The 23,462-nt window shown below is 65.8% G+C and carries 24 protein-coding genes; 10 read left to right on the top strand and 14 right to left on the bottom strand.

Annotated features, from left to right (window positions below):
- Positions 1 to 78 precede the first annotated feature (78 nt).
- Complete coding sequence (locus AADZ55_RS04625; RefSeq protein WP_085323074.1) at positions 79 to 1,014, top strand: class I SAM-dependent methyltransferase; 936 nt, start codon at positions 79 to 81, stop codon at positions 1,012 to 1,014.
- A gap of 8 nt (positions 1,015 to 1,022) precedes the next feature.
- Positions 1,023 to 1,949, top strand: coding sequence for an SAM-dependent methyltransferase (locus tag AADZ55_RS04620; protein WP_085323073.1), 927 nt, complete (start codon positions 1,023 to 1,025; stop codon positions 1,947 to 1,949).
- A gap of 5 nt (positions 1,950 to 1,954) precedes the next feature.
- Here the strand turns inward: AADZ55_RS04620 and AADZ55_RS04615 are convergent, their stop codons facing one another.
- The 3 genes from AADZ55_RS04615 to AADZ55_RS04605 form a co-directional block, all read right to left on the bottom strand.
- Positions 1,955 to 6,397, bottom strand: a complete 4,443-nt coding sequence (locus AADZ55_RS04615) for a non-ribosomal peptide synthetase (protein ID WP_085323072.1) — start codon at positions 6,395 to 6,397, stop codon at positions 1,955 to 1,957.
- A gap of 588 nt (positions 6,398 to 6,985) precedes the next feature.
- Entirely contained in the window at positions 6,986 to 7,651 is a 666-nt protein-coding gene (locus tag AADZ55_RS04610; protein WP_085323071.1) for a GNAT family N-acetyltransferase, read from the bottom strand.
- A 137-nt stretch (positions 7,652 to 7,788) separates the two neighbouring features.
- Positions 7,789 to 9,126: a xylulokinase gene (locus AADZ55_RS04605; RefSeq protein ID WP_085323070.1), complete on the bottom strand. Its 1,338-nt coding sequence runs from the start codon at positions 9,124 to 9,126 to the stop codon at positions 7,789 to 7,791.
- Between the two features lie 30 nt (positions 9,127 to 9,156).
- Here AADZ55_RS04605 and AADZ55_RS04600 point away from each other — a divergent pair, with 30 nt between their 5' ends.
- The 7 genes from AADZ55_RS04600 to AADZ55_RS04570 all read left to right on the top strand — a co-directional run bounded on the left by AADZ55_RS04600 (position 9,157) and on the right by AADZ55_RS04570 (position 16,210).
- A complete protein-coding gene (locus AADZ55_RS04600; protein ID WP_085323069.1) occupies positions 9,157 to 10,137 on the top strand; it encodes an NAD(P)-dependent oxidoreductase in 981 nt (326 codons plus the stop codon).
- Positions 10,134 to 10,799: an L-fuculose-phosphate aldolase gene (locus AADZ55_RS04595; protein WP_085323068.1), complete on the top strand. Its 666-nt coding sequence runs from the start codon at positions 10,134 to 10,136 to the stop codon at positions 10,797 to 10,799. The genes AADZ55_RS04600 and AADZ55_RS04595 overlap by 4 nt, the downstream gene beginning before the upstream one ends.
- Positions 10,800 to 10,820: 21 nt before the next feature.
- On the top strand, positions 10,821 to 12,368 hold the full coding sequence (locus tag AADZ55_RS04590) for a hydantoinase/oxoprolinase N-terminal domain-containing protein (RefSeq protein WP_085323067.1): 1,548 nt from the start codon (positions 10,821 to 10,823) through the stop codon (positions 12,366 to 12,368).
- The gene (locus tag AADZ55_RS04585) at positions 12,368 to 13,447 is read left to right on the top strand and encodes a DUF917 domain-containing protein (protein WP_242669940.1); all 1,080 of its coding nucleotides are present in this window, start codon (positions 12,368 to 12,370) and stop codon (positions 13,445 to 13,447) included. Before AADZ55_RS04590 ends, AADZ55_RS04585 begins: the two co-directional genes overlap by 1 nt.
- A 175-nt stretch (positions 13,448 to 13,622) precedes the next feature.
- On the top strand, positions 13,623 to 14,576 hold the full coding sequence (locus AADZ55_RS04580) for a class I SAM-dependent methyltransferase (RefSeq protein ID WP_085323065.1): 954 nt from the start codon (positions 13,623 to 13,625) through the stop codon (positions 14,574 to 14,576).
- A gap of 37 nt (positions 14,577 to 14,613) precedes the next feature.
- Entirely contained in the window at positions 14,614 to 15,294 is a 681-nt protein-coding gene (locus AADZ55_RS04575; protein ID WP_085323064.1) for a class I SAM-dependent methyltransferase, read from the top strand.
- 7 nt (positions 15,295 to 15,301) lie between these two features.
- Positions 15,302 to 16,210: a class I SAM-dependent methyltransferase gene (locus AADZ55_RS04570; protein WP_119184858.1), complete on the top strand. Its 909-nt coding sequence runs from the start codon at positions 15,302 to 15,304 to the stop codon at positions 16,208 to 16,210.
- Here the strand turns inward: AADZ55_RS04570 and sppA are convergent.
- The gene (sppA, locus tag AADZ55_RS04565; protein ID WP_085323063.1) at positions 16,207 to 18,021 is read right to left on the bottom strand and encodes a signal peptide peptidase SppA; all 1,815 of its coding nucleotides are present in this window, start codon (positions 18,019 to 18,021) and stop codon (positions 16,207 to 16,209) included. The genes AADZ55_RS04570 and sppA overlap by 4 nt on opposite strands.
- Positions 18,022 to 18,069: 48 nt before the next feature.
- Here sppA and AADZ55_RS04560 point away from each other — a divergent pair, with 48 nt between their 5' ends.
- Complete coding sequence (locus AADZ55_RS04560; RefSeq protein WP_085323419.1) at positions 18,070 to 18,996, top strand: LLM class flavin-dependent oxidoreductase; 927 nt, start codon at positions 18,070 to 18,072, stop codon at positions 18,994 to 18,996.
- Positions 18,997 to 19,076: 80 nt separating this feature from the next.
- On the opposite strand, the gene rplO is transcribed toward AADZ55_RS04560, so the two are convergent.
- The 10 genes from rplO to rplN all read right to left on the bottom strand — a co-directional run bounded on the left by rplO (position 19,077) and on the right by rplN (position 23,372).
- Entirely contained in the window at positions 19,077 to 19,517 is a 441-nt protein-coding gene (rplO, locus tag AADZ55_RS04555; protein WP_085323062.1) for a 50S ribosomal protein L15, read from the bottom strand.
- Positions 19,514 to 19,714: a 50S ribosomal protein L30 gene (gene rpmD / locus AADZ55_RS04550; protein ID WP_085323061.1), complete on the bottom strand. Its 201-nt coding sequence runs from the start codon at positions 19,712 to 19,714 to the stop codon at positions 19,514 to 19,516. The genes rplO and rpmD overlap by 4 nt, the downstream gene beginning before the upstream one ends.
- 2 nt (positions 19,715 to 19,716) lie before the next feature.
- Positions 19,717 to 20,382: a 30S ribosomal protein S5 gene (rpsE, locus tag AADZ55_RS04545; RefSeq protein WP_085323060.1), complete on the bottom strand. Its 666-nt coding sequence runs from the start codon at positions 20,380 to 20,382 to the stop codon at positions 19,717 to 19,719.
- A 19-nt stretch (positions 20,383 to 20,401) separates the two neighbouring features.
- Positions 20,402 to 20,770, bottom strand: a complete 369-nt coding sequence (rplR, locus tag AADZ55_RS04540; protein ID WP_085323418.1) for a 50S ribosomal protein L18 — start codon at positions 20,768 to 20,770, stop codon at positions 20,402 to 20,404.
- Between the two features lie 41 nt (positions 20,771 to 20,811).
- Positions 20,812 to 21,351, bottom strand: coding sequence for a 50S ribosomal protein L6 (gene rplF / locus AADZ55_RS04535; protein ID WP_085323059.1), 540 nt, complete (start codon positions 21,349 to 21,351; stop codon positions 20,812 to 20,814).
- 15 nt (positions 21,352 to 21,366) lie between these two features.
- Positions 21,367 to 21,765, bottom strand: coding sequence for a 30S ribosomal protein S8 (gene rpsH, locus AADZ55_RS04530; RefSeq protein ID WP_085323058.1), 399 nt, complete (start codon positions 21,763 to 21,765; stop codon positions 21,367 to 21,369).
- Positions 21,766 to 21,918: 153 nt separating this feature from the next.
- Positions 21,919 to 22,104, bottom strand: coding sequence for a type Z 30S ribosomal protein S14 (locus AADZ55_RS04525; RefSeq protein ID WP_071511658.1), 186 nt, complete (start codon positions 22,102 to 22,104; stop codon positions 21,919 to 21,921).
- 4 nt (positions 22,105 to 22,108) lie between these two features.
- Positions 22,109 to 22,681 (bottom strand): 50S ribosomal protein L5, encoded by a 573-nt coding sequence (gene rplE / locus AADZ55_RS04520; protein ID WP_085323057.1) that lies wholly within the window; start codon positions 22,679 to 22,681, stop codon positions 22,109 to 22,111.
- Between the two features lie 4 nt (positions 22,682 to 22,685).
- Positions 22,686 to 23,003 carry a 50S ribosomal protein L24 gene (rplX, locus tag AADZ55_RS04515; protein WP_085323056.1) on the bottom strand — a complete coding sequence of 106 codons (318 nt, stop codon included), beginning with the start codon at positions 23,001 to 23,003 and terminating at the stop codon, positions 22,686 to 22,688.
- Positions 23,004 to 23,372: a 50S ribosomal protein L14 gene (rplN, locus tag AADZ55_RS04510; RefSeq protein WP_003403649.1), complete on the bottom strand. Its 369-nt coding sequence runs from the start codon at positions 23,370 to 23,372 to the stop codon at positions 23,004 to 23,006.
- Positions 23,373 to 23,462 lie beyond the last annotated feature (90 nt).

The raw sequence follows: 23,462 nt of genomic DNA, 5'->3' as shown, positions 1-23,462 counted from the left end.
ATCGTGTAAGAGACTAACAGCTGATGCAGACATGCCCGTTCCGGGCCGCCACCGTACTGGCAATCGAAGGAGAAACAGATGACGCAAATGGGCAGCGCCCGCTTTGACGGCGACTCGTGGGACTTGGAGTCCAGTGTGGGTTTGACGGCCACCATGGTGGCCGCGGCACGGGCGGTGGCCGGTCGGGCCAGCGGCGCGCTGGTCAACGATCAGTTCGCGGAACCGCTGGTCCGGGCGGTCGGAGTCGACTTCTTCGTGCGCGTGGCCAGCGGCGAACTGGATCTCGGTGAGCTAGCTGAGGACGAGGCCAACGCCCTGCTGCGGTTCGCCGACGCGATGGCCATCCGCACCCACTACTTCGACAACTTCTTTCTGGATGCCACCCGCGCCGGGATCCGGCAGGCCGTGATCTTGGCGTCGGGCCTGGATTCCCGCGCTTACCGGCTGCCCTGGCCGGCCGGCACCACCGTGTTCGAAGTCGATCAGCCGCAGGTGATCGACTTCAAGACCAGGACGCTGGCCAACCTGGGGGCGGCGCCCACCACCGATCGGCGCGCGGTGGCGGTTGACTTGCGCGACGACTGGCCCGCCGCACTGAAAGAAGCGGGCTTTGACCCCGCGCAGCGAACAGCCTGGATCGCCGAAGGACTGTTGGGCTATCTGTCCGCGGATGCGCAGAACCGGCTGCTTGACCAGATCACCGGGCAGAGCGCGCCGGGCAGCCGGTTCGCCACCGAAGGCCTGCCCGACGTCAATCACCTCAACGAAGAAGAACTGCGGCAACGCATGCAGCTCCTGTCCGAGCGGTGGAACCGCCATGGCCTCAACCTCGACATGGCAGCCCTGGTGTACTTCGACGATCGCACGGACGCGGGAGCCTATCTGACCGACCAAGGCTGGCAGACCGCTAGCGTGAGCACAACCGACCTGCTGGCCCAACACCAACTGCCGCCGATCGAAGCCGACGACGCCCCGTTCGGCGAGGTGATCTACGTCTCGGCCGAACTGAGTTAGGAAGCCCCATGACACGCACCGATCAAGACAGTTGGGATCTGGCCGCCAGCGTTGGTGCCACGGCCACGATGGTCGCCGCCGCCCGGGCGCTGGCCAGCGCTGAGAGCGACCCGATCATCAGTGACCCGTTCGCGGCGCCCTTGGTGCGGGCGGTCGGTCTCGACTTCTTCACCCGCCTGGTAGACGGTGACCTGCCAACCTCGGCGTTCGCATCCGAGGATGACTCCCCGGACACCGGCACGACCTTGCAGTTCGAGACCGATTCGATCGCGGTGCGCACTCGCTTCTTCGACGAATTCTTCCGCGCCGCCGGTCGCGACGGCATTCGCCAGTCGGTGATACTGGCCGCCGGCCTCGACGCTCGGCCCTATCGGCTGTCCTGGCCGCGCGGCAGTGTGGTCTACGAAGTCGATCAGCCCAAGGTCATTGCGTTCAAAAGCGCCGCCATGTCGGCCCTGGGCGTTGCCCCGGCCGCCCACCGCCGAACGGTCAGCATCGATCTGCGAGAAGACTGGCCGGCCGCGTTGCGCCGCAGCGGATTTGGCGCCACCAAACCGAGTGCCTGGAGCGCCGAAGGATTGCTGATGTACCTTCCACCCGACGCGCAGGACCGGCTCTTCGACAACATCACCGCGCTCAGCGCGCCCGGGAGTCGGCTGGCCACCGAATTCCATCCCGAATCCGGCCCGACGATGACGCAGCGCGCGCAGCTGTTCAACCAACGGTGGGCCGATTTGGGCTGCGACATCGACCTATCGGGATTGTTCTACGACGGCAAGCGCAGCAATGTCGTTGACTACCTGACGGATCGAGGCTGGCAGGTGACCAGCCAGAAACGGCGGGACCTGTTCGCCAACTACGGCCGCGACTTCCCCGACGACGATGCGTTGGCCCACTTCCGCAACATCGTTGCCATTACTGCAACGCGCGTATAGGCCGGTCAGATCGAGGACAACCGTCGCTGCGGGTCGGCGGTCACCGCCGACAGCAGCTTCTCCAGCAGGTTGATCCAGGTGTCGATGGTGGCGGCGTCGTAGACGTCGGTGCGATATTCCACCAGGCCGCCGATTCCGGCGGGCTCACCGGCGTCGCTGAAGAGTTCGCTGAGCGAAAACACCAGGTCCATCCGGGCGACGTGGGTCGACAACGGGATCGTGGTGACGTCCAGACCGGCTAGCGCCCACTCGGCGGGCTTGTTGTTTTGCCAGGCCAGCATCACCTGGCTCAAGGGGCGGTGGCTTAGTGATTGGCTGGGATTGAGCCGGTCGACGAGAACGCCGAAGGGCACGTCCTGGTGGTCGAAGGCCTCCAGGCTGCGCGCACGGACCTGGGCCAGCAACTGCGCGAAAGTGGGATCGTCGGCTACCTCGACACGCAGCAGCACGCTGTTCGGGAAGATGCCGACCAGGTCATCCAGCGCCGGGTGGTTGCGTCCGGCAACGGCGAACCCTAAGAGGATGTCCTCGCTGGCGGTGAGTTTGGACAGCAGCGCGGTCAGCCCGGCGTGCACCACCATGAACCTCGTGGCGCGATGGTCACGGGCAACGCGGGCGATCTCGTGGTGTAGGTTTGCCGGCCAGTGCACGGCCACCGTGTCGCCGCGGTGGTCGGCAACGGGCGGGTATGGCCGATCGGTGGGCAACTCAACGCGTTCGGGGACACCGGCCAGGGTTTTTTCCCAGTACCGCAGTTGGGTGGCGATGGTGCTCTGTGGGTCGGCCAGATCCCCCAGGTATTCGCGTTGCCACAGCGTGTAATCGATGTATTGGACGGGTAGCGGGGCCCAGGTTGGGGCCCGCCCGACGCACCGATTGCGGTAGGCCACGCTGAGATCGGCCGCCAGCGGCGCTAGTGACCAACCGTCCGCGGCGATGTGATGCACGTTCATGACCAGCACGTGCTCGTCGTCGGCGACGCGGTACAGCCGTGCCCGCAACGGGATCTCGGTGGACAAATCGAAGGCGTAGTGGGCATCTGTGGTGAGGGCGCCATGGAGCCGCTCGGGCGGCCACGCGGTGGCATCGACGATGTGCCAGCCAAAGTCCGCCTGGTTGGCGGGCAGGACGACTTGTTGGGCGGCGCCACCGGTGGTGGTGATGACGGTGCGCAGGGTTTCGTGGCGTTGCACCACATCGGCCAGGGCGCGGCCCAACGCCTCGACATCCACTGTGCCGCACAACCGCAGCACCAGGGGCAGGTTGTAGACCGGGGAGGGCCCGTGCATCTGGATCACCGACCACATGCGGTCTTGCGCAAACGACAGCGGAACGGCCGCCGGCCGCCGAGCCGGCACCAGGGCAGGCAGCGGCGTGGATCCGGCAGCAATACGGGAAGCGAGCTGGGAAATCGCGGGCGTGTCGAACAGGGCACGCACCGACAACTGGGCATCCAGGGTGGTGTTGACCGCGGCGATCACCCGCATCGCCAACAGTGAGTCCCCGCCCAGATCAAAGAATGATTGGTCGATGCCGACGCGTTCTACCCCGAGGACCTGCGCGTAGATGCCAGCAAGGATTTCTCCGACCGGGGTGGTGGGGGGCCGGTAATCGTCGGTTGCGGCGTAGTCGGGTGCCGGCAAGGCGGCGGTGTCGAGTTTGCCGTTGACGGTCAACGGAAACCGTTCAAGCACCACGATCGCGGCGGGCAGCAGGTAGTGCGGCAACCGGGTGGCCAGCGCGGCGCGCAATTGGGCCGGGTCGGCCTGACCGGTGACGTAGCCCACCAAGCGCTTATCACCCGGACGGTCCTCGCGGGTGATCACCACCGCTTGGCCCACCCCCACCAGCTGGCTAAGCGCGGCAGTGACCTCGCCGGGCTCGATGCGGTACCCGCGGATCTTGACCTGGTCATCAGCGCGCCCCACAAACTGCAACTGCCCATCGGCACCCCAGTACACCAAGTCCCCGGTGCGATACATTCGCACCCCGGCTCCCCCGAATGGGCAGGCCACAAACCGCGACGCCGTCAACGCCGAACGGCGCCAGTAACCACACCCCACTTGGGGGCCGGCCACATATAGCTCGCCCACCACACCCGCCGGCACCGGGCACAGCCACCCGTCAAGGACGAACAACGCCGCTCCCGACACCGGCGCCCCGATCGGTGCCGGCACCAAGCCCCGCTCAAGCGGGATACTCATCGACACCCACACCGTGGCTTCGGTCGGGCCGTAGGCGTTGATCATTACCCGCCCGGACGCCCACCGGTCCACCAACTCATCCGGACAGACCTCGCCAAGCAGCACGATGGTCATCGATTCCAAGCCCTGTGGTGCCAACTCCGCAAGAGCTGAGGGAGTTTGGGTGAACACGGTGACGCGTTCTGCGAGCAGCAGGGCGTGTAGGTCGGTGGGCGAGCGGGTCACCTGCTCGGGCACCACCACGAGTCGCCCACCGCGCAGTAGCGCGCCCCAGATCTCCCACACCGAGAAGTCGAAACCGTAGGAGTGACATTGGGTTACCGCTTGGCCGGCGGTGAGCGTGAACGGGGTCGGCGCGGCGATGAATCGGGCGATGTTGTGGTGGGTGATCGCCACGCCCTTTGGAGCCCCGGTGGTGCCCGAGGTGTAGAGAATGTAGGCGAGGTCCGCGGCATCCGGTGCCGGCAGGGCCGTGCCGGGTTGGGTAGCGATGGCGGGTTCGTCGACATCGATCATCATCAGGTCGTGGCTGTCGAGCAGGTAGGCCAGCTCACTGGTGGTCAGCACCGCCGCGGGTGTGGTGTCCTCGATGAGGAAGGTGATCCGGGCCTCGGGGTGCACCGGGTCGATAGGGACGTAGGCCGCCCCGGCTTTCAGTACGGCCAGGACTGCCACGATGGCTTGGCTGCCGCGGGGCAGCAACAGTGCCACCACGTCACCGCCGCCTACCCCATAGCCGGCCAATAGGTGGGCAAGTTGGTTGCTCGCCTCCTCGAGCTGGCGGTAGGTCATGGTGGTGTCGAGGTAGGTCAGCGCCGGGGCATCCGGTGTGCGGGCGGCTTGGGCGGCAAACAACCCGGGAACCGACGACGTCGGGGGTGCGGGGCTGGTCAACACACCCCGGTTGCCCCACGTGTCGAGCTGGGTGTGCTCATGCTCATCGAGTAGGTCGATCGCCGACAACGGCCGCCCCGGATCGGCAGTTAGAACCATCAGCAACTTCTCCAACCGACTGGCTAGAGCGGAGACGTCGAGATCTGAAAATGGTTGACCAGCACCGGCCGTGCTCAGAAAAAGCCGGTCACCATCTTTCATGAAGAACAGCCCGAAATGGTCGACACGGCCGACATTCGTATAAACCACCGAGGCCGGCGCACCGCCAAAAGGCAGAATAGTTGTCGATGGAAATAGATTTACGGTGACCCTACCCGCGGCCAGCCCTATGCCCCGGCCGTGGTCCTTGTTGTCCACAACTTGTACCGGAAACCGCTGATGGCGCAGGGCCTCCCGTATCCGGGCGTCCACGTGTTCACAGAACTCGGCAACCGCGGCACCGGGCAACACGGTCAACACCAGCGGCACCACCCCGGCAACCATCCCGGGAATAGTCTTCAATGGTGGGCTTGTTCGCCTGGTGACCGGAAGGGCAAGTACCACCTCCGACCCGCTACCACCGCACCCACGCACCAACAGCGCACACGCCGCGGTGATGACCGATGATCGATGAACATCCAGCGTCTCGGACAACCGCTGAATTCGATCCACCGCCGCGGCAGCTAGCCGCACCGGCGCAGTAGCCGAACACGAATCGCGGCCACCCGGGTCGGGCGGCAACCGATAGTCCAGACCGCCCTCGGCCGGAAGATTCGCCTTCCAATAGGTCCGGTCTTCCAGATAGTCGCGCGAGGCCTCATAATCCAACTCGCAGTCGACCAGATCGCGCAGCGAGCCAAACGGGGCAGCCGAAATCGGCGCTCCAGAACAATTCGCGGAATAAACCTCGGCGATCCGATTGCACAGCAACACGGATCCGAATCCATCGATGACGATATGGTGAATGCAGACAAACAAGTAGTACTCGTCGGGCCGCGTGCGGAACAATCCGAATCGAAAAAGCGGCCCGGCCCATGGCATCGGTGTGCGTTGCAGTGACGATGCCAGCCTGTGGGCCTCCCGCACGGGATCACCCAAGCCACTCAGATCATGACAGGAAACCGCAACATCCGGATGATCAACTACCTTCTGGTAAAGCTGACCGCCCGTCTCAATAATGCTGGCCCGCAGCGGTTCGGCCTCACCCACCACCTGGCCGATGGCCCGCACAAGCAGACCAGGATCAACCGCGCCCGCAATAACCACAAACCAACCGGCTTGCCAATCCGTCCCCGGGCTACCCGTCTCCTGTGCGAGCCAAATGTCGAGCTGGCCCCGCGTCAGCGCGAGCGTACGGTCGTAACGCCCCATCCGATCACCGCCACAGGCCAGACATCACACGTCCTGCCCTTCGTCGTGAAGTCAACGCAACACGCCCTTGTCATCGCTGAACGAATTGATGCTCAATCGATTCCTGAACTCGATCGACTCGACAACGTCGCCGCTGGGCTCGACCTGGTGTCGTGGACATAGAGCTCGGCGGGTTGATCATACCGCGCTGAGACGTGGCGACGGCGGCGGTCGCAGCCTGGTTCGATTCCGTTGCCCCAAAAGGATTTCGCACGTCTCGGATGCGTAGGAGCGCCAGTGTGTCCCTCGATTGGGGGAGATCAATTTCCTGCCGCCGACGGATACTAATTCCCAATTGGCTGGTTAGCGTGGCGAGGTAGCTCATATCCCGCAGGACGCCTCACGAAGCGGAATCGACATCGAATTCCGTTTTGCACGTCACAACGAATACAGGAGATGGTCCAGGTCAGACGAACTTCTTTTCGACGAGAGGCGGGCCACGTACTGAGCTCCCTCTTTCCGGGCTGACGACGTCACTGAGTGAGCCAATTGCTCATTGAGCTACACCGCGGCGGGGACCTCAGCACCGCTAGGTACCCGGCGACCCGGTTAGGAGGGTCGGGCCGCGGGCGCGCGGGCGACCATCGGCACCGCCGGGAAGGCCCATGCCATCTCCGAGCGCGACTTGCGCAGCGCGGCGGTGCCGTAGCCCTTCTTTCGGTGATCGGGGTGAATCCAGATCCGGACGTCCACCTCGCCGTGGACCAGCTCGCCGAACACCATCCCGACCTTCTCGCCGGAATCAACGGCCACGAACCACGCCGCCTCTTCATCGTCGACGCGCTTCATCGCGGCTCGGATCTCGTCGTCGACGCTGCCGGCAGGTCCGCCGGACCCATCGCCGGCCGCACCCATTTCCTCGGTTCGCCTGGCGAAGATGTCGCGGTCCTCAGCGGGGGAGAACGGCCGCAGCTCCAGGCTCTCACCGGAGCTGGCCGGACGTTCCTTGAGGGTAAAGGTCAACTGCTTGTTCAGGTCGTCGAGCTCGGCAATGATCTTTTTGCGCGCGGTCTGGGTGAGCTGTTCGAAGGACATGCTCATCACCGCTTCGGCGGCCAGGTGAGACGTGCCGAGCATGTTCACGATCGCCTCGACCGCGGCGGCCTTGTTCTCGGCCGCCACGATGGCGTCTGCGACCTCATGCCGACGTTCGAGTGCGGCGAGCAGAGTATCCGCGATCTCTCGACGGACGGCGGTCTGGTCGTGATCTGTCATTGCATAAGCGTAGAACGACTCACCAGTCTTGCGGTAATGTTGTGCGGCGTTCGCCGCCGATCGCAGCGTGCCGCCTCCAACCGAATGACGTCGACGGCTATCTGGGCGCTAACCACATTGGCGTGCAGAGGTTTTGACTAAGCCAACTGTGAGCCGCTGAGCGCCAGGAACCGGCGGTAGCGCTCCTTGGTCGGACCCACCCAGGCGGGACGGGGTTCGACGGTGCGGCCGGTGGAGGCCCAGCGGGCGGCGTCAGCGATCGAGGATTCCAGGCCGACCGCCATCCGACCGAGGAAAGCCGCTCCCAGGGCCGCCCCATCGGCCACCCCGGACACCTCCACCGGCCGACCGGTCACGTCGGCGATAGCCTGCATCCACGGCTGCATTCGGGTCCCACCGCCCGCCGCCACGATGCGCGCCACGGGCGCACCGCTCAGCTCGATGAGCTGGCGCACGACGAATCCCGACGCCTCGTAGGCGGCCCGCCGCACGGCTGAGGCGTCCTGAGTGAGGTCCAGACCATCGAGCACGGCGCGGCGATCGGGATCATGGAACGGGGTGCGCTCGCCGCGTATGTAAGGCAACCACACCGGCACTCGCCGCGGATCGGCGTTCGCTGGATCTCCCGGTCCGACCACCCGATCGACCCAGTTGAGGAACAGCCCGCCAGCGTTGCTGGCACCTCCGATCTGGCTCTTACCCACGGCCGTGTGCGGAATGGTCCACAAGCCCGGCACCTGCCGGGCCACCGAGATGGTGGTCCACACGATCAGGGTGGACCCACACAGCACCACCACGTCGCCCTCGCGGTCGGTGCCGGCCACGATCTGCTCACATAGGGCATCGACAGCGCCCACCGCCAGCGTCGCACCGGTGCCGTGCACCTGCCCGGCGGCCACTCCGAACGTCTCCACCCGCGGCATCCGGTCAACGGTCACACCGCAGTCGGCGCAGGCGGTCGGGTTCCAGCCCGTCCCGTCGAACAAGGGTAGGGTCGTGACGGCCGTGGCAAAGTCAATCACCGCTTCACCCGACAGGGCGTAATTTGCCACCGCCGGTGCCGGCCAGTACCCGGCCGCGTCGGGCGCTTGGCCGGCCGTCCAGCGCAGAAACTCGGCGGCCTCACCCACCGACGGCAGCGGTTGCTTGACCGCGTTCGGCACCCGACCCCTGACGTCGCCGTACAACAGCCCGGCTGTGGTCGGCCGGCCCGCAGCGTCGACGGCAGTCAGCGATGGGACCATCGCGGCAACGGCCACCGCCCGGGTGTCGGGCCGGATCAGCCGGTGCAAGGCGGCCAATGGTCCCCGCCGCCAGGCCTCGTCGGCGTCATGCTCGAGCCGGTCGGGGGCCGGCACCCGCAGCTGGTGGCCAATCCGTACTCGCGCCATCACGCGGCCGTTCCCGTCGGCCGCTACCGCTTTGACCGCGGTGGTGCCGATGTCGATGCCGATTGTGACGTCTTCGCGTGACACGGGCGCAACCGTACGCCAGCATTGGCAAACGTGACGTCTCGACCGCGTGCCCTGGTCACGGCTCCGTTGCGGGGACCGGGCTTCGACCACCTCCATCAGCTGGCCGACGTGGTGTACGACCCGTGGATCGATCAGCGGCCGCTGCGAATCTACAGCGCCGAGCAGTTGGCTGACCGAATCACCGCCGAGGCCGCCGATGTCGTTGTGGTGGAAACCGACGCGGTCAGCGGCCCGGTGTTCGAGCTGGGCTTGCGCGCGGTCGCGTCCACCCGCGGGGATCCCAACAACGTCGACATCGCCGGCGCCACCGCGGCCGGGATACCCGTGCTGAACACCCCGGCCCGTAACGCCGACGCCGTCGCCGAGATGACGGTGGCACTGCTGCTGGCCGCCACCCGCCACCTGATATCCGCCGACGCAGATGTCCGGTCCGGCAACATATTTCGCGACGGGTCCATTCCCTATCAGCGGTTCCGGGCAGCCGAAATCGCCGGGCTCACCGCCGGGCTGGTGGGCCTGGGCGCGGTCGGTCGCGCGGTGGCGTGGCGGTTGTCCGGGCTGGGCCTGCGGGTAATCGCGCACGACCCATACCACGACGACGCGCACTACCGCCTCGACGAGCTGCTGACCGAGGCTGACATCGTCTCTCTGCATGCAGCGGTCACCGACGACACCATCGGGATGATCGGTGTCGAGCAGTTCGCGGCCATGCGCGACGGTGTGGTGTTCCTGAACACGGCCCGGGCCCAGTTGCACGACACGGATGCGCTCGTCAACGCGCTGCGTAGCGGCCCGGTGGCCGCCGCCGGCCTGGATCACTTCGCCGGCGAATGGCTGGCCACCGATCACCCCCTGGTGAGCATGCCCAACGTCGTTCTCACCCCGCACATCGGCGGGGCGACATGGAACACCGAGGCCCGGCAGGCGCAGATGGTCGCCGACGATCTGGACGCGCTACTGTCCGGCACCAGGCCCACCCATATCGTCAACCCGGAGGTGCTCGGCTCATGACATCCGTGAAATCCGTTGACAACCCGGAGGCCGCGGTACTGGCGGCCGCCAAGGACATGCTGCGCCGGGGCCTGGTCGAAGGAACCGCCGGCAATATCTCAGCCCGGCGCTCGGACGGCAACCTGGTCATCACGCCGTCGTCGGTCGACTACGCTGACATGGCGCTTGACGATCTGGTGCTGGTCGACGCGGGTGGCGCGGTGTTGCAAGCCAAGGACGGCCGCTCGCCGTCGACGGAAATGCAGCTGCACCTGGCCTGTTATCAGGCTTTCGATGACATCGGCAGCGTGATCCACAGCCATCCGGTGTGGGCCACCATGTTCGCCATCGCGCACCGGCCGATTCCCGCCTGCATCGACGAGTTCGCGGTCTACTGCGGCGGGGACGTTCGGTGCACCGAGTACGCCGCGTCCGGCACACCCGATGTCGGCCGCAACGCGGTCAAAGCATTGGAAGGCCGCGCCGCAGCGCTGATCGCCAACCACGGGCTGGTGGCCGTCGGACCCCGCCCCGACAAGGTCCTGCACGTCACCGCCCTGGTTGAGCGCACCGCCCAAATCGTTTGGGGTGCAGGCGCTCTCGGTGGACCGGTGCCCATTCCCGAGGACGTGAACCGCAACTTCGCCGGCGTCTACGGCTATCTGCGCGCCAATCCGAACTAGCCGATCGAGCGCAGAGCAGCTATGCGCATCGGAATCGATGTCGGCGGCACGAACACTGACGCCGTGCTGATGGACGGCGCCACCGCGCTCGCCGGCGTCAAGCACGCCACCACTCCCGACGTCACGAGCGGCATAGCGCACGCGATCGAGGATCTCCGGCGCCGGCACGGGTTCGCGGGCTCCGACATCCAGGCCGTCATGATCGGCACGACGCATTTCATCAATGCGCTCGTCCAGGCCAAGCGGCTGGCCCCTACTGCCGCGCTGCGCATCGGCCTCCCTGCGACCGATGCGCTGCCGCCGTTCGTTGACTGGCCGACGGAGTTGGTAGGGGCGCTGCACGCCCGGCACTACCTAGCGCATGGCGGCTATGAGTTCGACGGGCGTCCCATTTCGCCGCTCGACCCCGACGAACTGCGCACGCACGCCCGCGACATGCGCCGCCATCGCATCCGCTCGGTCGCGATTTCGAGCGTGTTCAGCCCCATCAATCACGATGTCGAACTCAAGGCGAGCCGGGTGGTGGCCGACGAGCTGGGTCCTCACATCGCGATCTCACTGAGCCACGAGATCGGCAAGATCGGCCTGCTAGAACGCGAGAATGCCACCATCATCAACGCCGCGCTGCGTGAGTTGGCCGGCGAGATCGTCGGCGGCCTCGCTGCCGCCGTTGGCTCCCACGGCATCGACGCGCCGATCTTCTTCAGCCAGAACGACGGCACGCTCATGAACGAGGGCTTCGTGCGCCGCTACCCGGTCGCAACGTTCGCCTCGGGGCCCACGAACTCCATGCGCGGCGCCGCCGCTATCAGCGGGATGTCGACCTGCGCAGTCATCGACGTGGGCGGAACGACGACTGACATTGGCCTGCTGATCGGCGGATTCCCACGCAAAACGGCCAGTGTGGTGCGGGTCGCCGGTATCCGTACGAATTTCCGCATGCCCGATGTGTTGTCGATCGGCATCGGTGGCGGGAGCATCGTTGACGTCGAGAGCGGCGAGGTTGGCCCTGAATCGGTCGGCTATCGGCTCACAAGCCAGGCACTAGTCTTCGGCGGTTCCACCCTCACCGCCACCGACATTGCCGTGGCCGCGGGCCGGGCAAATGTGGGCGACCCGTCGAAGGTCGCTCATGTCGACGCTGACCTGGTACAGCGCGTGTTGGACCGTGTCGCCGAGCGCATAGCGGAGGCTGTCGACCGGATGCGCACCTCGGCAGAGCCGATTCCTGTCGTCGCCGTCGGCGGCGGATCGATCCTGCTGCCCGACGAGTTGCCGATCTTCGGCGCCGTCCACCGGCCGCAAAACTATGCCGTCGCCAACGCAATCGGGGCGTCTATCGCACAGATCAGCGGACAGCTCGACACGATCATCGATTTCGAAGCCGATGCACGTGCGGCGACGATCGCGGCGCTGAAACAGCAGGTAATCGCCAAAGCCGTCGCCGCCGGCGCAAGAGCGGACACCGTCGCAATCGTCGACTTCGACGAGGTGCCGATTCCCTACCTGCCCGGCAACGCAACGCGCGTGAGCGTCAAGGCGGTTGGCGATCTTGAGCTGGGGACATGATGGGCTGGCAGGTTACCGATGCGACCATCGCTGACCTTGCGCGTGGCGCGGCCGTACTGGGTACTGGAGGCGGCGGCGACCCGTATATCGGCGGCCTGATCGCCAGCCAGGCGCTCGCCCGATATGGCCCGGTCAACGCCGTGACCGTCGACGAATTACCCGACGACGCATTGGTGATCACGGTTGCTTTGATGGGCGCGCCCACGGTCCTGATCGAGAAGCCGCCGAACCTCAACGCGGTTGTCGGCCCGATCGAAACGTTGGGCGCCTACCTCGGTAGGCGCGTCAGCCACGTTGCGTGTTTGGAGGCCGGCGGAGTGAACTCCACCATACCGGTGGCAGCGGCCGCGGTGCTCGGGCTGCCGTTGCTGGACGCCGACGGGATGGGCCGCGCGTTCCCAGAGCTGCAGATGGTCCTGCCGACCCTCTACGGAATCGCCGCATCACCGCTCGCATTAGCCGACGAGAAGGGCAACGTCGTTGTGCTGCAGACCGTCGACAATATGTGGACCGAGCGCATCGCCCGTGTGGCATGCGTCGAGATGGGGTCGGTGGTACCGTTCGCCGGGTTCTCAATGTCGGGTGTGCAGGCGCGCGACAGCCTGGTGCCGGGATCCCTTCGGCGATGCGTGGAGATCGGCGCTGGTATCCGTGGCGCACGCGACGCCAAGAACGATCCGGTTCAGCGCGTCGTCGAACAGCTCGGCGGGCGAACGCTTTTCGCGGGCAAGGTTGTTGACGTGCAGCGCGCCACGACCAAGGGGTTTGCCCGCGGCTTTGCTCGTATCGAGGGTGGCACGGGCATCCTCACGCTGCAGTTTCAGAACGAACACCTGATCGCCGAGTTGGCCGGCAGCACGCTCGCAACGACGCCCGATCTCATCATCGTGCTCGAGCACGACTCGGGCGAGCCGATCACGACCGAGGCCCTGCGCTATGGCCTTCGGGTGCGCGTCATCGCCGCGCCGGCTGACCCGCGCTGGCACAGCGCAGCGGGACTCGCGCTGGTCGGTCCCCGCTACTTCGGCTACGAGATGCCCGCACACCGTTTCGACGGCACCATCGCGCCGGCACCGTAGCGCCGACTGCGAATTGTGCGACGCGACATGCGGCGATTCATTCGGTCATTGCTCAGGCCATGTCGTATGGAACCCGGGCGCCGCCGCTTATCCGCAAGCCTTTCAAGTCGCGGAATTCGTGGACGGTTGTTAATTTTACTAAGGAATTATCTCGGTGTTTACAGAGAGGCAATACATGACATCCACCTATTCGATCAGGTGTGAGGGGGACACCTGGGATCTCGCATCCAGCGTCGGGGCGACCGCCACGATGGTTGCCGCAGCCCGCGCGATGGCAACCCGCGCGGATGACCCGCTGATCAATGATCAGTTCGCTGAGCCGCTGGTCCGAGCGGTAGGGGTGGACGTGCTGACCCGGCTGGCAAGCGGGGAATTGAGCGCCTCAGACATCGACGACCCGGAACGTCCGAATGCGTCAATGGCCCGGATGGCCGATTACCATGCCGTCCGTACCAAGTTCTTCGACGAGTTCTTCATGGATGCGACGCGCGCGGGCATCAGACAGGTGGTGATCCTCGCCTCGGGTTTGGATTCCCGCGCATACCGGCTGCCATGGCGCGCTCAGACCGTGGTGTATGAGATTGACCAACCGCAAGTTGTGGAATTCAAAACTCGCACACTCGCTGAACTGGACGCCGTGCCCACCGCCGACCGGCGGGTGGTCGCCACCGATCTGCGCGAGGATTGGCCCACCGCGTTGCGCGCGGCGGGCTTCGACCCGACCCAACCCACCGCGTGGAGCGCCGAAGGGTTGCTCCGCTACCTCCCGCCGGAGGCCCAGGACCGCCTGCTGGACACGGTCAGCGCGCTCAGCGCGCCGGACAGCAGGATTGCCACCGAGAGCATGCGCAACTTCGAGCCGCATCATGAGGGACGGATGCGCGAACGCATGAAGATCCTCGCCGATCGTTGGCGCATATACGGTCTCGATCTCGACATGAATGAACTGGTGTACTTCGGCGAGCGCAACGAGGCCTCCTCTTACCTATCTGACCGTGGTTGGCTGCTGACCGAGATCAAATCCCAGGACCTGCTGACAGCCAACGGATTTCAACCCTACGAGGACGAAGAAGTACCGCTGCCTGACTTCTTCTATGTCAGCGGCACGTTGCATCGGAAAGACAAGTAGGGCCATTCGGGCTCCAGAACGCGGCTAGCATGGCCTTGTGGCTCAGCATCTACATCGTGCCATCCACCGGATCCGAAGCCGGCATGATTACCTCCCAGCCGCAGGCCATGATGCGTTGCTCCCGGCCTACGACCTGCTGGCCCGCCTGCTTGGCTTCAATAGGGTCTATACGACGCTGATCGCGCAGGCCGAACTCGCAGAAGACCACCGAGTTCTGGAAATTGGTTGCGGTACCGGCAACCTCACCGCCCGCGTGAAACGCGCTTATCCCGCAATACAAGTGATCGGATCCGACCCCGACCCACTGGCACTGCGCCGGGCACAGCGGAAGTCAGGCACGTTGGCCGGGATTCGCTTCGACCGTGGCTACGCTCAACAGCTGCCCTACGCTGACTGCGAATTCGACCGAGTACTCTCATCGATGATGCTGCACCATTTGGAGGACGACACGAAAGCCGCTGCGGCAGCCGAGGTATTCCGTGTCTTGCGTCCCGGCGGCAGGTTACACCTGGTCGATTTGAGCGACGGCACGACCGCCGACGATGGCCTGGCCGCCCGGCTCATCATGCACCGCCACCACGGCGCCAGCAATCTCGGCGAATCGATTTCACAGCTACTGACGACGGCTGGGTTCGATTGCTCCGAGGTTGCCAGCCAGCGGCATCGTGTTTTGGGACGGCTCAGCTACCTTCGCGCTACCCGCCCGACACTGAGATAGGACCGACATGCCACGTACCCACGACGACAACTGGGACCTGGCCTCCAGCGTCGGCGCCACCGCGACCCTGGTCGCTGCCGGACGCGCGATGGCGACCAAGGATCCACGAGGTTTGATCAACGACCCGTTCGCCGAGCCGCTGGTGCGCGCGGTCGGGCTGGATTTCTTCACCAAAATGATCGATGGTGAGCTCGATGCGGTAACGATGGGCAACTTCTCGCCGGAGCGGGCACAGGCGATGATCGACGGGATAGCGGTGCGCACCAAGTACTTCGACGACTACTTCAGCAGCGCCACCGACGGCGGAGTGCGACAAGTGGTGATCCTCGCGTCCGGGTTGGACGCGCGCGCCTACCGGTTGCCATGGCCGGCCGGCACCGTAATCTATGAGATCGACCAACCACAGGTAATCGATTTCAAGACAACCACTTTGGCAGGCTCCGAACCCACCGCTACTCGGCGAACCGTCCCCATCGACCTACGCGCTGACTGGCCGGCGGCACTGCAAGCGGCCGGCCTGGACTCGACGGCACCAACAGCGTGGCTGGCCGAAGGCCTGCTGATCTACCTAGCGCCGGATGCCCAGGACCGGTTATTCGACAACATCACCGAGCTCAGTGTTCCGGGAAGCACGATCGCAACCGAATTTGTGCGGGGCATTGTGGATTTCGATGCAGACCGGGCACGGGAAATGGCTGGTTCGTTTCGGCAACACGGCGTGGACATCGACATGGCGTCGCTGGTGTATTCCGGCGAGCGCAACCACGTCGTCGACTACCTGTGCGCTACCGGCTGGAATGTCGAGGGCGTAGCGCGAACCGAACTGTTCAGGCGCAATGGTTTGACTGTTCCCGCCCCACAAGATGACGACCCGCTTGGCGAAATCATCTTCATCAGCGGTGGCTTGAACGGCTAGAGGCGCGACTCCCCCAGCCACAACACGCTGGCACCGCTCAGCGTCTGTTCCACCTGCTCGAGGATCCCGACGACCGAGCGGGCAAGCAGCGCACCCACCGCATCCGGCAGCGAGGCCGCCGCCGGTCGTGACGACGTACGCGGCCGCACGATATCCCACAGCGACGAGCCCGGGTAGCTGACGATGCGAACCTCAGCGTCCTCGTCGAGTCCGGCCAGCACCTTCGCCCGACGCACCGCGGTTCGAAGGCCGCCGAGTTCGTCGACCAGGCCACGCTCAAGAGCATCGGCGCCGGTCCAGACCCGACCTCGCGCAACGACATCCACGGCGTCGCTGGTCATGTTGCGGCCCTGGGCGACACGTTCCACAAAGTCGCTGTAAAACAAGTCCGCCTCCGCCTCCCGGTGGGCCTGCTGGGCCGGCGTAAACGGTGCATCTATCGACCAGGCATCGGCATTGGCGTTGGTGCGCACCGTATCCGACCCGACGCCCAACCGGTCCTTCAGGTCCCGAACCACCAGCTTTCCGGTGACCACACCGATCGAACCGGTGATGGTGCCCGGGTTGGCCACGATCGCGTCGGCGCCCATCGAGACGTAGTAGCCACCGGAGGCGGCGATCGCACCCATCGACGCCACCACCGGCTTGCCACGGTCGCGAGCCCGTTTCACCTCACGCCAGATGGTCTCCGATGCGGTGACCGAGCCCCCCGGACTATCGACCCGCAGCACGATCGCCGACACCGAATCGTCGGTGGCCACCTCCCGCAGTGCCGCCGCTATCGTGTCACCGCCGGCGCTCGACGGACCGAGCGGCAGAAACTGGGGCCCACCACGCCCGCTGATAATCGGGCCTTCCAGGGTGATCACCGCGATCGTCGGCTTGGGCCGGCGACCGGGAATCGACGGGACGGGGGGCGAGGGCCAAGGCCGGGCGGAACCGGCGTAGCGCGCCAGATTCATTCGCGGCGGCTTTTCGTCTGCGGTTGCGTCGGAGTCACCGGATTCCGGTGAACTCTCTTCCACACCAACCAATTCTGCTATGCGAGCATAGGCTTCGTCGCGGAAGCCGATCCGGTCGATCAGACCGGAGGTTACCGCGTCATCGCGCAACAGCGGTGCTCGGTCAGCCAGCTCATCGAGCGCGCCGACGTCGATGTTGCGTGATTTGGCGACCGCCTGCCACACCTGGTCCTGCAGGCTTTCCAGCATCCGGGTGACCGCTTCGCGGTGGGCCTCGGTGAAGCCGCCCTCCGTGAAAAGGTTTGCCGCCGACTTGTATTCGCCCCGGGCGACGAACTGGGCTTCGATGCCGGCCTTGTCCAGCGCATCGCGTAGGAACGTGGCGTTGCTGGCGAAGCCGACCAGCCCCACACTGCCCGAGGGTTGCATCCAGACCTCAGCGAACGCCGACGCCAGATAGTAGGACAGGGTGCCCGGATAGGTTTCGGCCCACGCCAGCGACGGCTTGACCGCACTGAAGGCCGCCAGGGCCTCACGCAGCTCCTGAACCGCCCCGGTGGGCGAGGGCGGCAGCTGCACGCGGGCGATCAGCCCGGCGACCCTGGGGTCCTCGGTGGCACGATGAATCGCGGCGACAGCGTCGCGCAGTGCCAGCTGCCGCCCGCCCCCGGTGAGGACCGTCAGGGGGTCGAAGCCCGTCGTCTCGGGCGGCATGGACCGCAGGTTGAATTCGAGCACGCAGCCGTTGGGTACACCGTGGTGGCGGGCCGTATCAACCCGGCTGATCAGGGCACGCATGTCGTCCCCCAAATTCAAGACGCCGGGCAGTGCAGGCAGAAAACCGAACATACTGGCAGCGTACCGATGCCGAGCAGCCGACCGCCGTACGGTGGTGCGGTGAGGTTCTCCATCGCTATCCCCCAGCTCGACTCCGACGGATTCGACGCCGCCGGACTGCGTTCGTATCTGGTGCGCGCCGAGCAGCTCGGGTTCGAGGGCGGCTGGGTGCTCGAGCAGGTCATCGGCGAGGCACCGCTGCTGGCACCGCTTCAGCTGCTGGCGTATTCCGCGGCCTGCACCGAGCGGCTACGCCTGGGGGTCGCAGTCCTGGTGACTTCGTTGCATGATCCGCTGCAGCTGGCCTCGGCCGCGACCACCGTCGATCGGCTCAGCCATGGCCGGCTCGACCTGGGTGTCGCACCCGGCGGCGGCTCCCGCAGGTTCGCCGCCTTCGGCGTGGAAAAGGCCAGCTACCTCCGGTATTTCAGCGAAGGGCTGGAGTTGATGAAGGCGGCCTGGTCCGACGAACCCAGGGTCACGTTCCACGGCCGGTTCCGTGACGTCGACGACGTTCCCATCCAGCCCAAACCGGTGCAGCGACCACACCCGCCGATCTGGTTCGGCGGCCTGGCGCCCAAGGCCCTGGCCAGGGCGGTGCGCCATGGTGACGCGTTCCTCGGCGCGGGCTCCTCGCCGACGGCCACCTTCGCCGAAGCCGTCACCATTGTGCGTCGTGAACTCGCGGAACAGCACAAGGATCCCGCGCACTTCACCGTGGGCAAACGGGTCTATCTGATGATCGACGACGACGCCGGCAGGGCCCGCGAACGGGTGCTGGCCGGGCTGGGGCGCATCTACGGAAAAATGCCCGGCATCGACTCGGTTCCGGTGTCGGGCACACCTGACGACGTAGCGCGAGGGCTCGCCGAGGTGATCGACGCCGGTGCCCAGATGCTGCTGCTCAACCCCGTCGGCGCCGATGTCGCGCAGAACCGCGAACAAATGGAGCGCCTCGCCGCCGAAGTGATTCCGCGGCTGCGCTGACTGCGCAAAGTTGCGGCGAGCAGACGCAGAATCGCACGCATTCGAGCCGCGGCGTGCGATTCTGCGTCTGCTCGCCGTAGCTAGAGTTCGGTGGCCGAGCCGCCCGCGGCGGTGATCTTCTCGCGCGCGCTGGCGCTGAACTTGTGCGCGGACACGTCGACTTTCACGGTCAGCTTGCCGTCGCCCAGCACTTTGACCAGAGAATTCTTGCGAACGGCCCCCTTGGCCACCAGTTCATCCACGCCGATTGCACCACCCTGGGGGAACAACCGGTTGATGTCACCGACATTGACGATCTCGTATTCGGTGCGAAACCGGTTACGAAAGCCCTTGAGCTTCGGCAACCGCATGTGGATCGGCATCTGCCCGCCCTCGAAGGTCGCCGGCACCTGCTTGCGGGCCCTGGTGCCCTTGGTGCCACGGCCCGCGGTCTTGCCCTTGGAGCCGTCACCGCGACCGACCCGGGTACGGGGGGTCTTGGACCCGCGCGCGGGGCGCAGGTCGTGCAGCTTGAGCGTCACGATGTCTTCCCTCCGGTCTGCGCGGGCTCGACCTCCACGAGGTGACGCACCACAGCGATCAGCCCGCGAGTCGCTTCGTTGTCCTCGCGGATCACCGAATGACGAATCTTGCGCAAGCCCAACGTGCGCAGGCTCTCGCGCTGCTTCCAGCGCGCTCCGATGGTGCTGCGCACCTGGGTGATCTTCAGCTGGGACATGGCTAGGTCGTTCCCTCTCGCGGCGCACTGGCGGCCAGCGCTTCACTTTCCCGACGCGCCTTCAGCATCCCGGCCGGGGCGACGTCCTCGATCGGCAGCCCGCGGCGGGCCGCCACCTCCTCCGGACGCTGTAGCAGCTTGAGGGCGGCCACGGTGGCGTGCACCACGTTGATCGCGTTGTCACTGCCCAGCGACTTGGCCAGGATGTCGTGCACCCCGGCACATTCCAACACCGCGCGGGCCGCACCACCGGCGATCACACCGGTACCCGGGCTGGCCGGGCGCAGCAGCACCACACCGGCCGCCGCCTCACCTTGCACCGGGTGCGTGATGGTGCCACCGATCAGCGGCACCCGGAAGAAGCCTTTTCGGGCCTCCTCGACACCCTTGGCGATTGCGGCCGGGACTTCCTTGGCCTTGCCATAGCCGACACCGACCATCCCGTTGCCGTCACCCACGATGACCAGGGCGGTGAAGCTGAATCGCCGACCACCCTTGACCACCTTGGAGACGCGGTTGATGGCGACGACCCGCTCCAGGTAGTTGCTCTTCTCGCTGTCGCGGTCGCGACCGCCGCGGCCGCTGTCGCGACGGCCCCGGCCCTCCCGATCGCCGCGGGTGTCACGGCCCTCGGTCGTGCCTGCCTGTCCGGCCGGCTGCTCCGCCATTATGCGGTCCTCCCGTTCATCAGAAACTCAATCCGTTCTCGCGTGCCGCATCGGCCAGCGCCGCGATCCGTCCGCCGTAGGTGTACCCGCCACGGTCGAACACCACGGTGTCGATGCCGGCCGCCTTGGCTCGCTCGGCGATCAACTGGCCGACCCGCACACTGCGGGTCTTCTTGTCCCCCTGCACGCCGCGCACGTCGGCCTCGATCGACGAAGCGGCGGCCACGGTGGTGCCGTTGAGGTCGTTCACCAGTTGCACGTGAATGTGCCGCGCGGACCGGTGCACCACCAGCCGTGGGCGCGCCGCGGTGCCGGAGATCTTCTTCCGCAGCCGCGCGTGTCTGCGCAGCCGGGAGACCCGCCGAGTTGCGGATACGCTCTGCCCCAGCGGCTTTCGCGCCGCGGTACCAGCCTGTGATTGCGCCATGACTACTTACCTGTCTTTCCGACCTTGCGGCGGATCTGCTCGCCCTCGTAGCGCACGCCCTTGCCCTTGTACGGGTCGGGACGGCGGAGACGGCGGATATTCGCCGCGATCTGGCCGACCTTCTGCTTGTCGATCCCGGAAACAGTGAACTTCGTCGGGGCCTGGACGGCGAACGTGATGCCTTCCGGGGCCTCGATCACCACCGGGTGGCTGTACCCCAACGCAAACTCCAAATTGGAGCCCTTGAGCTGCACCCGATAGCCGACCCCGAAGATCTCCATGTTGGTGGTGTACCCCTGCGTGACCCCGGTGACCAAGTTGGACACCAGGGTGCGCGACAGCCCGTGCAGTGAGCGATTACGCCGCTCGTCGTCGGGACGGCTGACCACAATCGCGCCGTCGTCGCCCAGCGCCACTTTGATCGGCTCGGCGACCATCATATCCAGGGTGCCCTTGGGCCCCTTCACCGAGACGTTCTGTCCGTCGATCTTTACGTCGACGCCGGCGGGGACCGGAATCGGCTGCTTACCAATACGCGACATCGTTATCCCTCACTCTCACCAGACGTAAGCGAGGACTTCGCCGCCCACGCCCTGTCTGGCTGCCTGACGGTCAGTGAGCAAGCCCGAGGAGGTCGAAATGATCGCCACGCCCAGGCCGCCGAGCACCCGCGGCAGGTTGGTGGATTTCGCGTACACCCGCAACCCGGGCTTGGACACCCGCCGCAAACCGGCGATGCTCCGCTCCCGGCTGGGGCCGTACTTGAGCTGGACCACCAGCGATTTGCCGACCCGAGCGTCCTCGGTGTGGAAGTCGCTGATGTACCCCTCGTTCTTGAGGATCTGCGCGATGTTGGCCTTGAGCTTCGAGTGCGGCAAACTCACCTCGTCGTGATAGGCCGAATTGGCGTTGCGCAGACGGGTCAAGAAGTCTGCGATCGGGTCCGTCATAGTCATTGAGCGCTACTCCTCTTCATCGCTGCGGCCCCCTCGCCGCTGCGCGTCTGGGGGTGCCCCCACTGCATCGTCGACATCGCGGTCATGACAGCGTCTGTAACCTTCCTCGCGGTGGTTCCCGTCGGGGCCTACCGCGCTTTAGTCCTGTGCCTCTTACCAGCTGCTCTTCTGCACGCCGGGCAATTCACCCGCGTGCGCCATCTCGCGCAGGCAGATCCTGCACAGCCCAAACTTGCGGTACACCGCGCGCGGGCGGCCGCACTTGCTGCAACGGGTGTAGGCGCGTACCGCGAACCTCGGTTTCCGTGCGGCCTTGTTGACCAGTGCTTTCTTCGCCATCTGCTCAGTTCTCCTTGAAGGGAAAGCCGAGGGCCCGCAACAGCGCTCGTCCTTCGTCGTCGGTCGCCGCCGAGGTGACGACGTTGATGTCCATGCCGCGGACCCGGTCGATCTTGTCCACATCGACCTCGTGGAACACCGCCTGTTCCGCCAGCCCGAAGGTGTAGTTGCCGACACCGTCGAACTGTTTGGGCGAAAGCCCGCGGAAGTCGCGAATACGGGGCAGCGCGATTGATGTGAGCCGGTCGAGGAACTCCCACATCCGGTCACCGCGCAGCGTCACCCGCACGCCGACCGGCATGCCCTCGCGCAATTTGAACTGCGCGATGGACTTCCGCGCCTTGCGGATTTCCGGCTTCTGCCCGGTGATCAGCGCCAAGTCGTTGACCGCGCCGTTGATCAGCTTGGCGTCGCGGGCGGCCTCGCCAACACCCATGTTGACGACGACCTTGGTCACCGTCGGAATCTGCATGACGTTGCCGTAACTGAACTGCTTGCGCAGCGCATCCCGGATCTCGCTGCGATAGCGCTCCTTGAGCCGCGGCTGAACCTTCACGCTGCCTTCGGTAGTGGTCATGTCCTCAGATGTCCTTGCCGTTGCGCTTGGAGATACGGACCCGCTTGCCGGTCTCCTCGTCGACCCGGTAGCCGATTCGGGTGGGCTTGCCGTCGGAGTCGACCACCATCACGTTGGAGACGTGGATCGGCGCCTCCTGGGTGACGATCCCCCCCGACCGCGCGCCGCGCTGGTTGGTCGACACCGCGGTGTGCTTCTTGATCCGGTTGACACCCTCGACAAGTACCCGGTTACGGTCCGGATAGGCCTGCAGGACTTTGCCCTTGGCCCCTTTGTCTTTGCCCGAGATCACCAGCACGGTGTCGCCCTTGTGGACCTTCATCTACAACACCTCCGGGGCCAGCGAAATGATCTTCATAAACCGCTTCTCCCGCAGCTCGCGGCCGACCGGCCCGAAGATGCGGGTCCCGCGCGGGTCGTTGTCGGGCTTGATGATCACCGCGGCGTTCTCGTCGAACTTGATGTAGCTGCCGTCGGGACGCCGGCGTTCCTTGACGGTGCGCACGACGACGGCCTTGACGACATCCCCCCGCTTGACATTGCCGCCCGGGATGGCGTCCTTGACGGTGGCGACGATGACGTCGCCGATGCCGGCGTAGCGTCGCGACGAACCGCCGAGCACCCGGATGCACAAGATCTCCTTGGCGCCGGTGTTGTCGGCGACCTTCAGTCGCGATTCCTGCTGAATCACTAGATCTCCTGACCTGGTTGACGTGTGCACGGCAGGAGAACAGGTCAGTGCGCCCATAGTGAGCAACAGCCGACCCAAAACCTGACGTAC

The organism is Mycobacterium decipiens (assembly GCF_963853665.1).
Lineage (GTDB): Bacteria > Actinomycetota > Actinomycetes > Mycobacteriales > Mycobacteriaceae > Mycobacterium > Mycobacterium decipiens.
The sequence above is the reverse complement of the archived record's forward strand: the minus strand, read 5'-3'. Positions and strand labels throughout refer to the sequence as shown.

Coding starts and splice junctions, on each gene's coding strand:
- AADZ55_RS04625 (WP_085323074.1), top strand. CDS start 79: ATGACGCAAATGGGCAGCGCCCGCTTTGACGGCGACTCGTGGGACTTG.
- AADZ55_RS04620 (WP_085323073.1), top strand. CDS start 1,023: ATGACACGCACCGATCAAGACAGTTGGGATCTGGCCGCCAGCGTTGGT.
- AADZ55_RS04615 (WP_085323072.1), bottom strand. CDS start 6,397: ATGGGGCGTTACGACCGTACGCTCGCGCTGACGCGGGGCCAGCTCGAC.
- AADZ55_RS04610 (WP_085323071.1), bottom strand. CDS start 7,651: ATGACAGATCACGACCAGACCGCCGTCCGTCGAGAGATCGCGGATACT.
- AADZ55_RS04595 (WP_085323068.1), top strand. CDS start 10,134: ATGACATCCGTGAAATCCGTTGACAACCCGGAGGCCGCGGTACTGGCG.
- AADZ55_RS04590 (WP_085323067.1), top strand. CDS start 10,821: ATGCGCATCGGAATCGATGTCGGCGGCACGAACACTGACGCCGTGCTG.
- AADZ55_RS04585 (WP_242669940.1), top strand. CDS start 12,368: ATGGGCTGGCAGGTTACCGATGCGACCATCGCTGACCTTGCGCGTGGC.
- AADZ55_RS04580 (WP_085323065.1), top strand. CDS start 13,623: ATGACATCCACCTATTCGATCAGGTGTGAGGGGGACACCTGGGATCTC.
- AADZ55_RS04570 (WP_119184858.1), top strand. CDS start 15,302: ATGCCACGTACCCACGACGACAACTGGGACCTGGCCTCCAGCGTCGGC.
- sppA (WP_085323063.1), bottom strand. CDS start 18,021: ATGTTCGGTTTTCTGCCTGCACTGCCCGGCGTCTTGAATTTGGGGGAC.
- rpmD (WP_085323061.1), bottom strand. CDS start 19,714: ATGTCCCAGCTGAAGATCACCCAGGTGCGCAGCACCATCGGAGCGCGC.
- rpsE (WP_085323060.1), bottom strand. CDS start 20,382: ATGGCGGAGCAGCCGGCCGGACAGGCAGGCACGACCGAGGGCCGTGAC.
- rplF (WP_085323059.1), bottom strand. CDS start 21,351: ATGTCGCGTATTGGTAAGCAGCCGATTCCGGTCCCCGCCGGCGTCGAC.
- rpsH (WP_085323058.1), bottom strand. CDS start 21,765: ATGACTATGACGGACCCGATCGCAGACTTCTTGACCCGTCTGCGCAAC.
- AADZ55_RS04525 (WP_071511658.1), bottom strand. CDS start 22,104: ATGGCGAAGAAAGCACTGGTCAACAAGGCCGCACGGAAACCGAGGTTC.
- rplE (WP_085323057.1), bottom strand. CDS start 22,681: ATGACCACTACCGAAGGCAGCGTGAAGGTTCAGCCGCGGCTCAAGGAG.
- rplX (WP_085323056.1), bottom strand. CDS start 23,003: ATGAAGGTCCACAAGGGCGACACCGTGCTGGTGATCTCGGGCAAAGAC.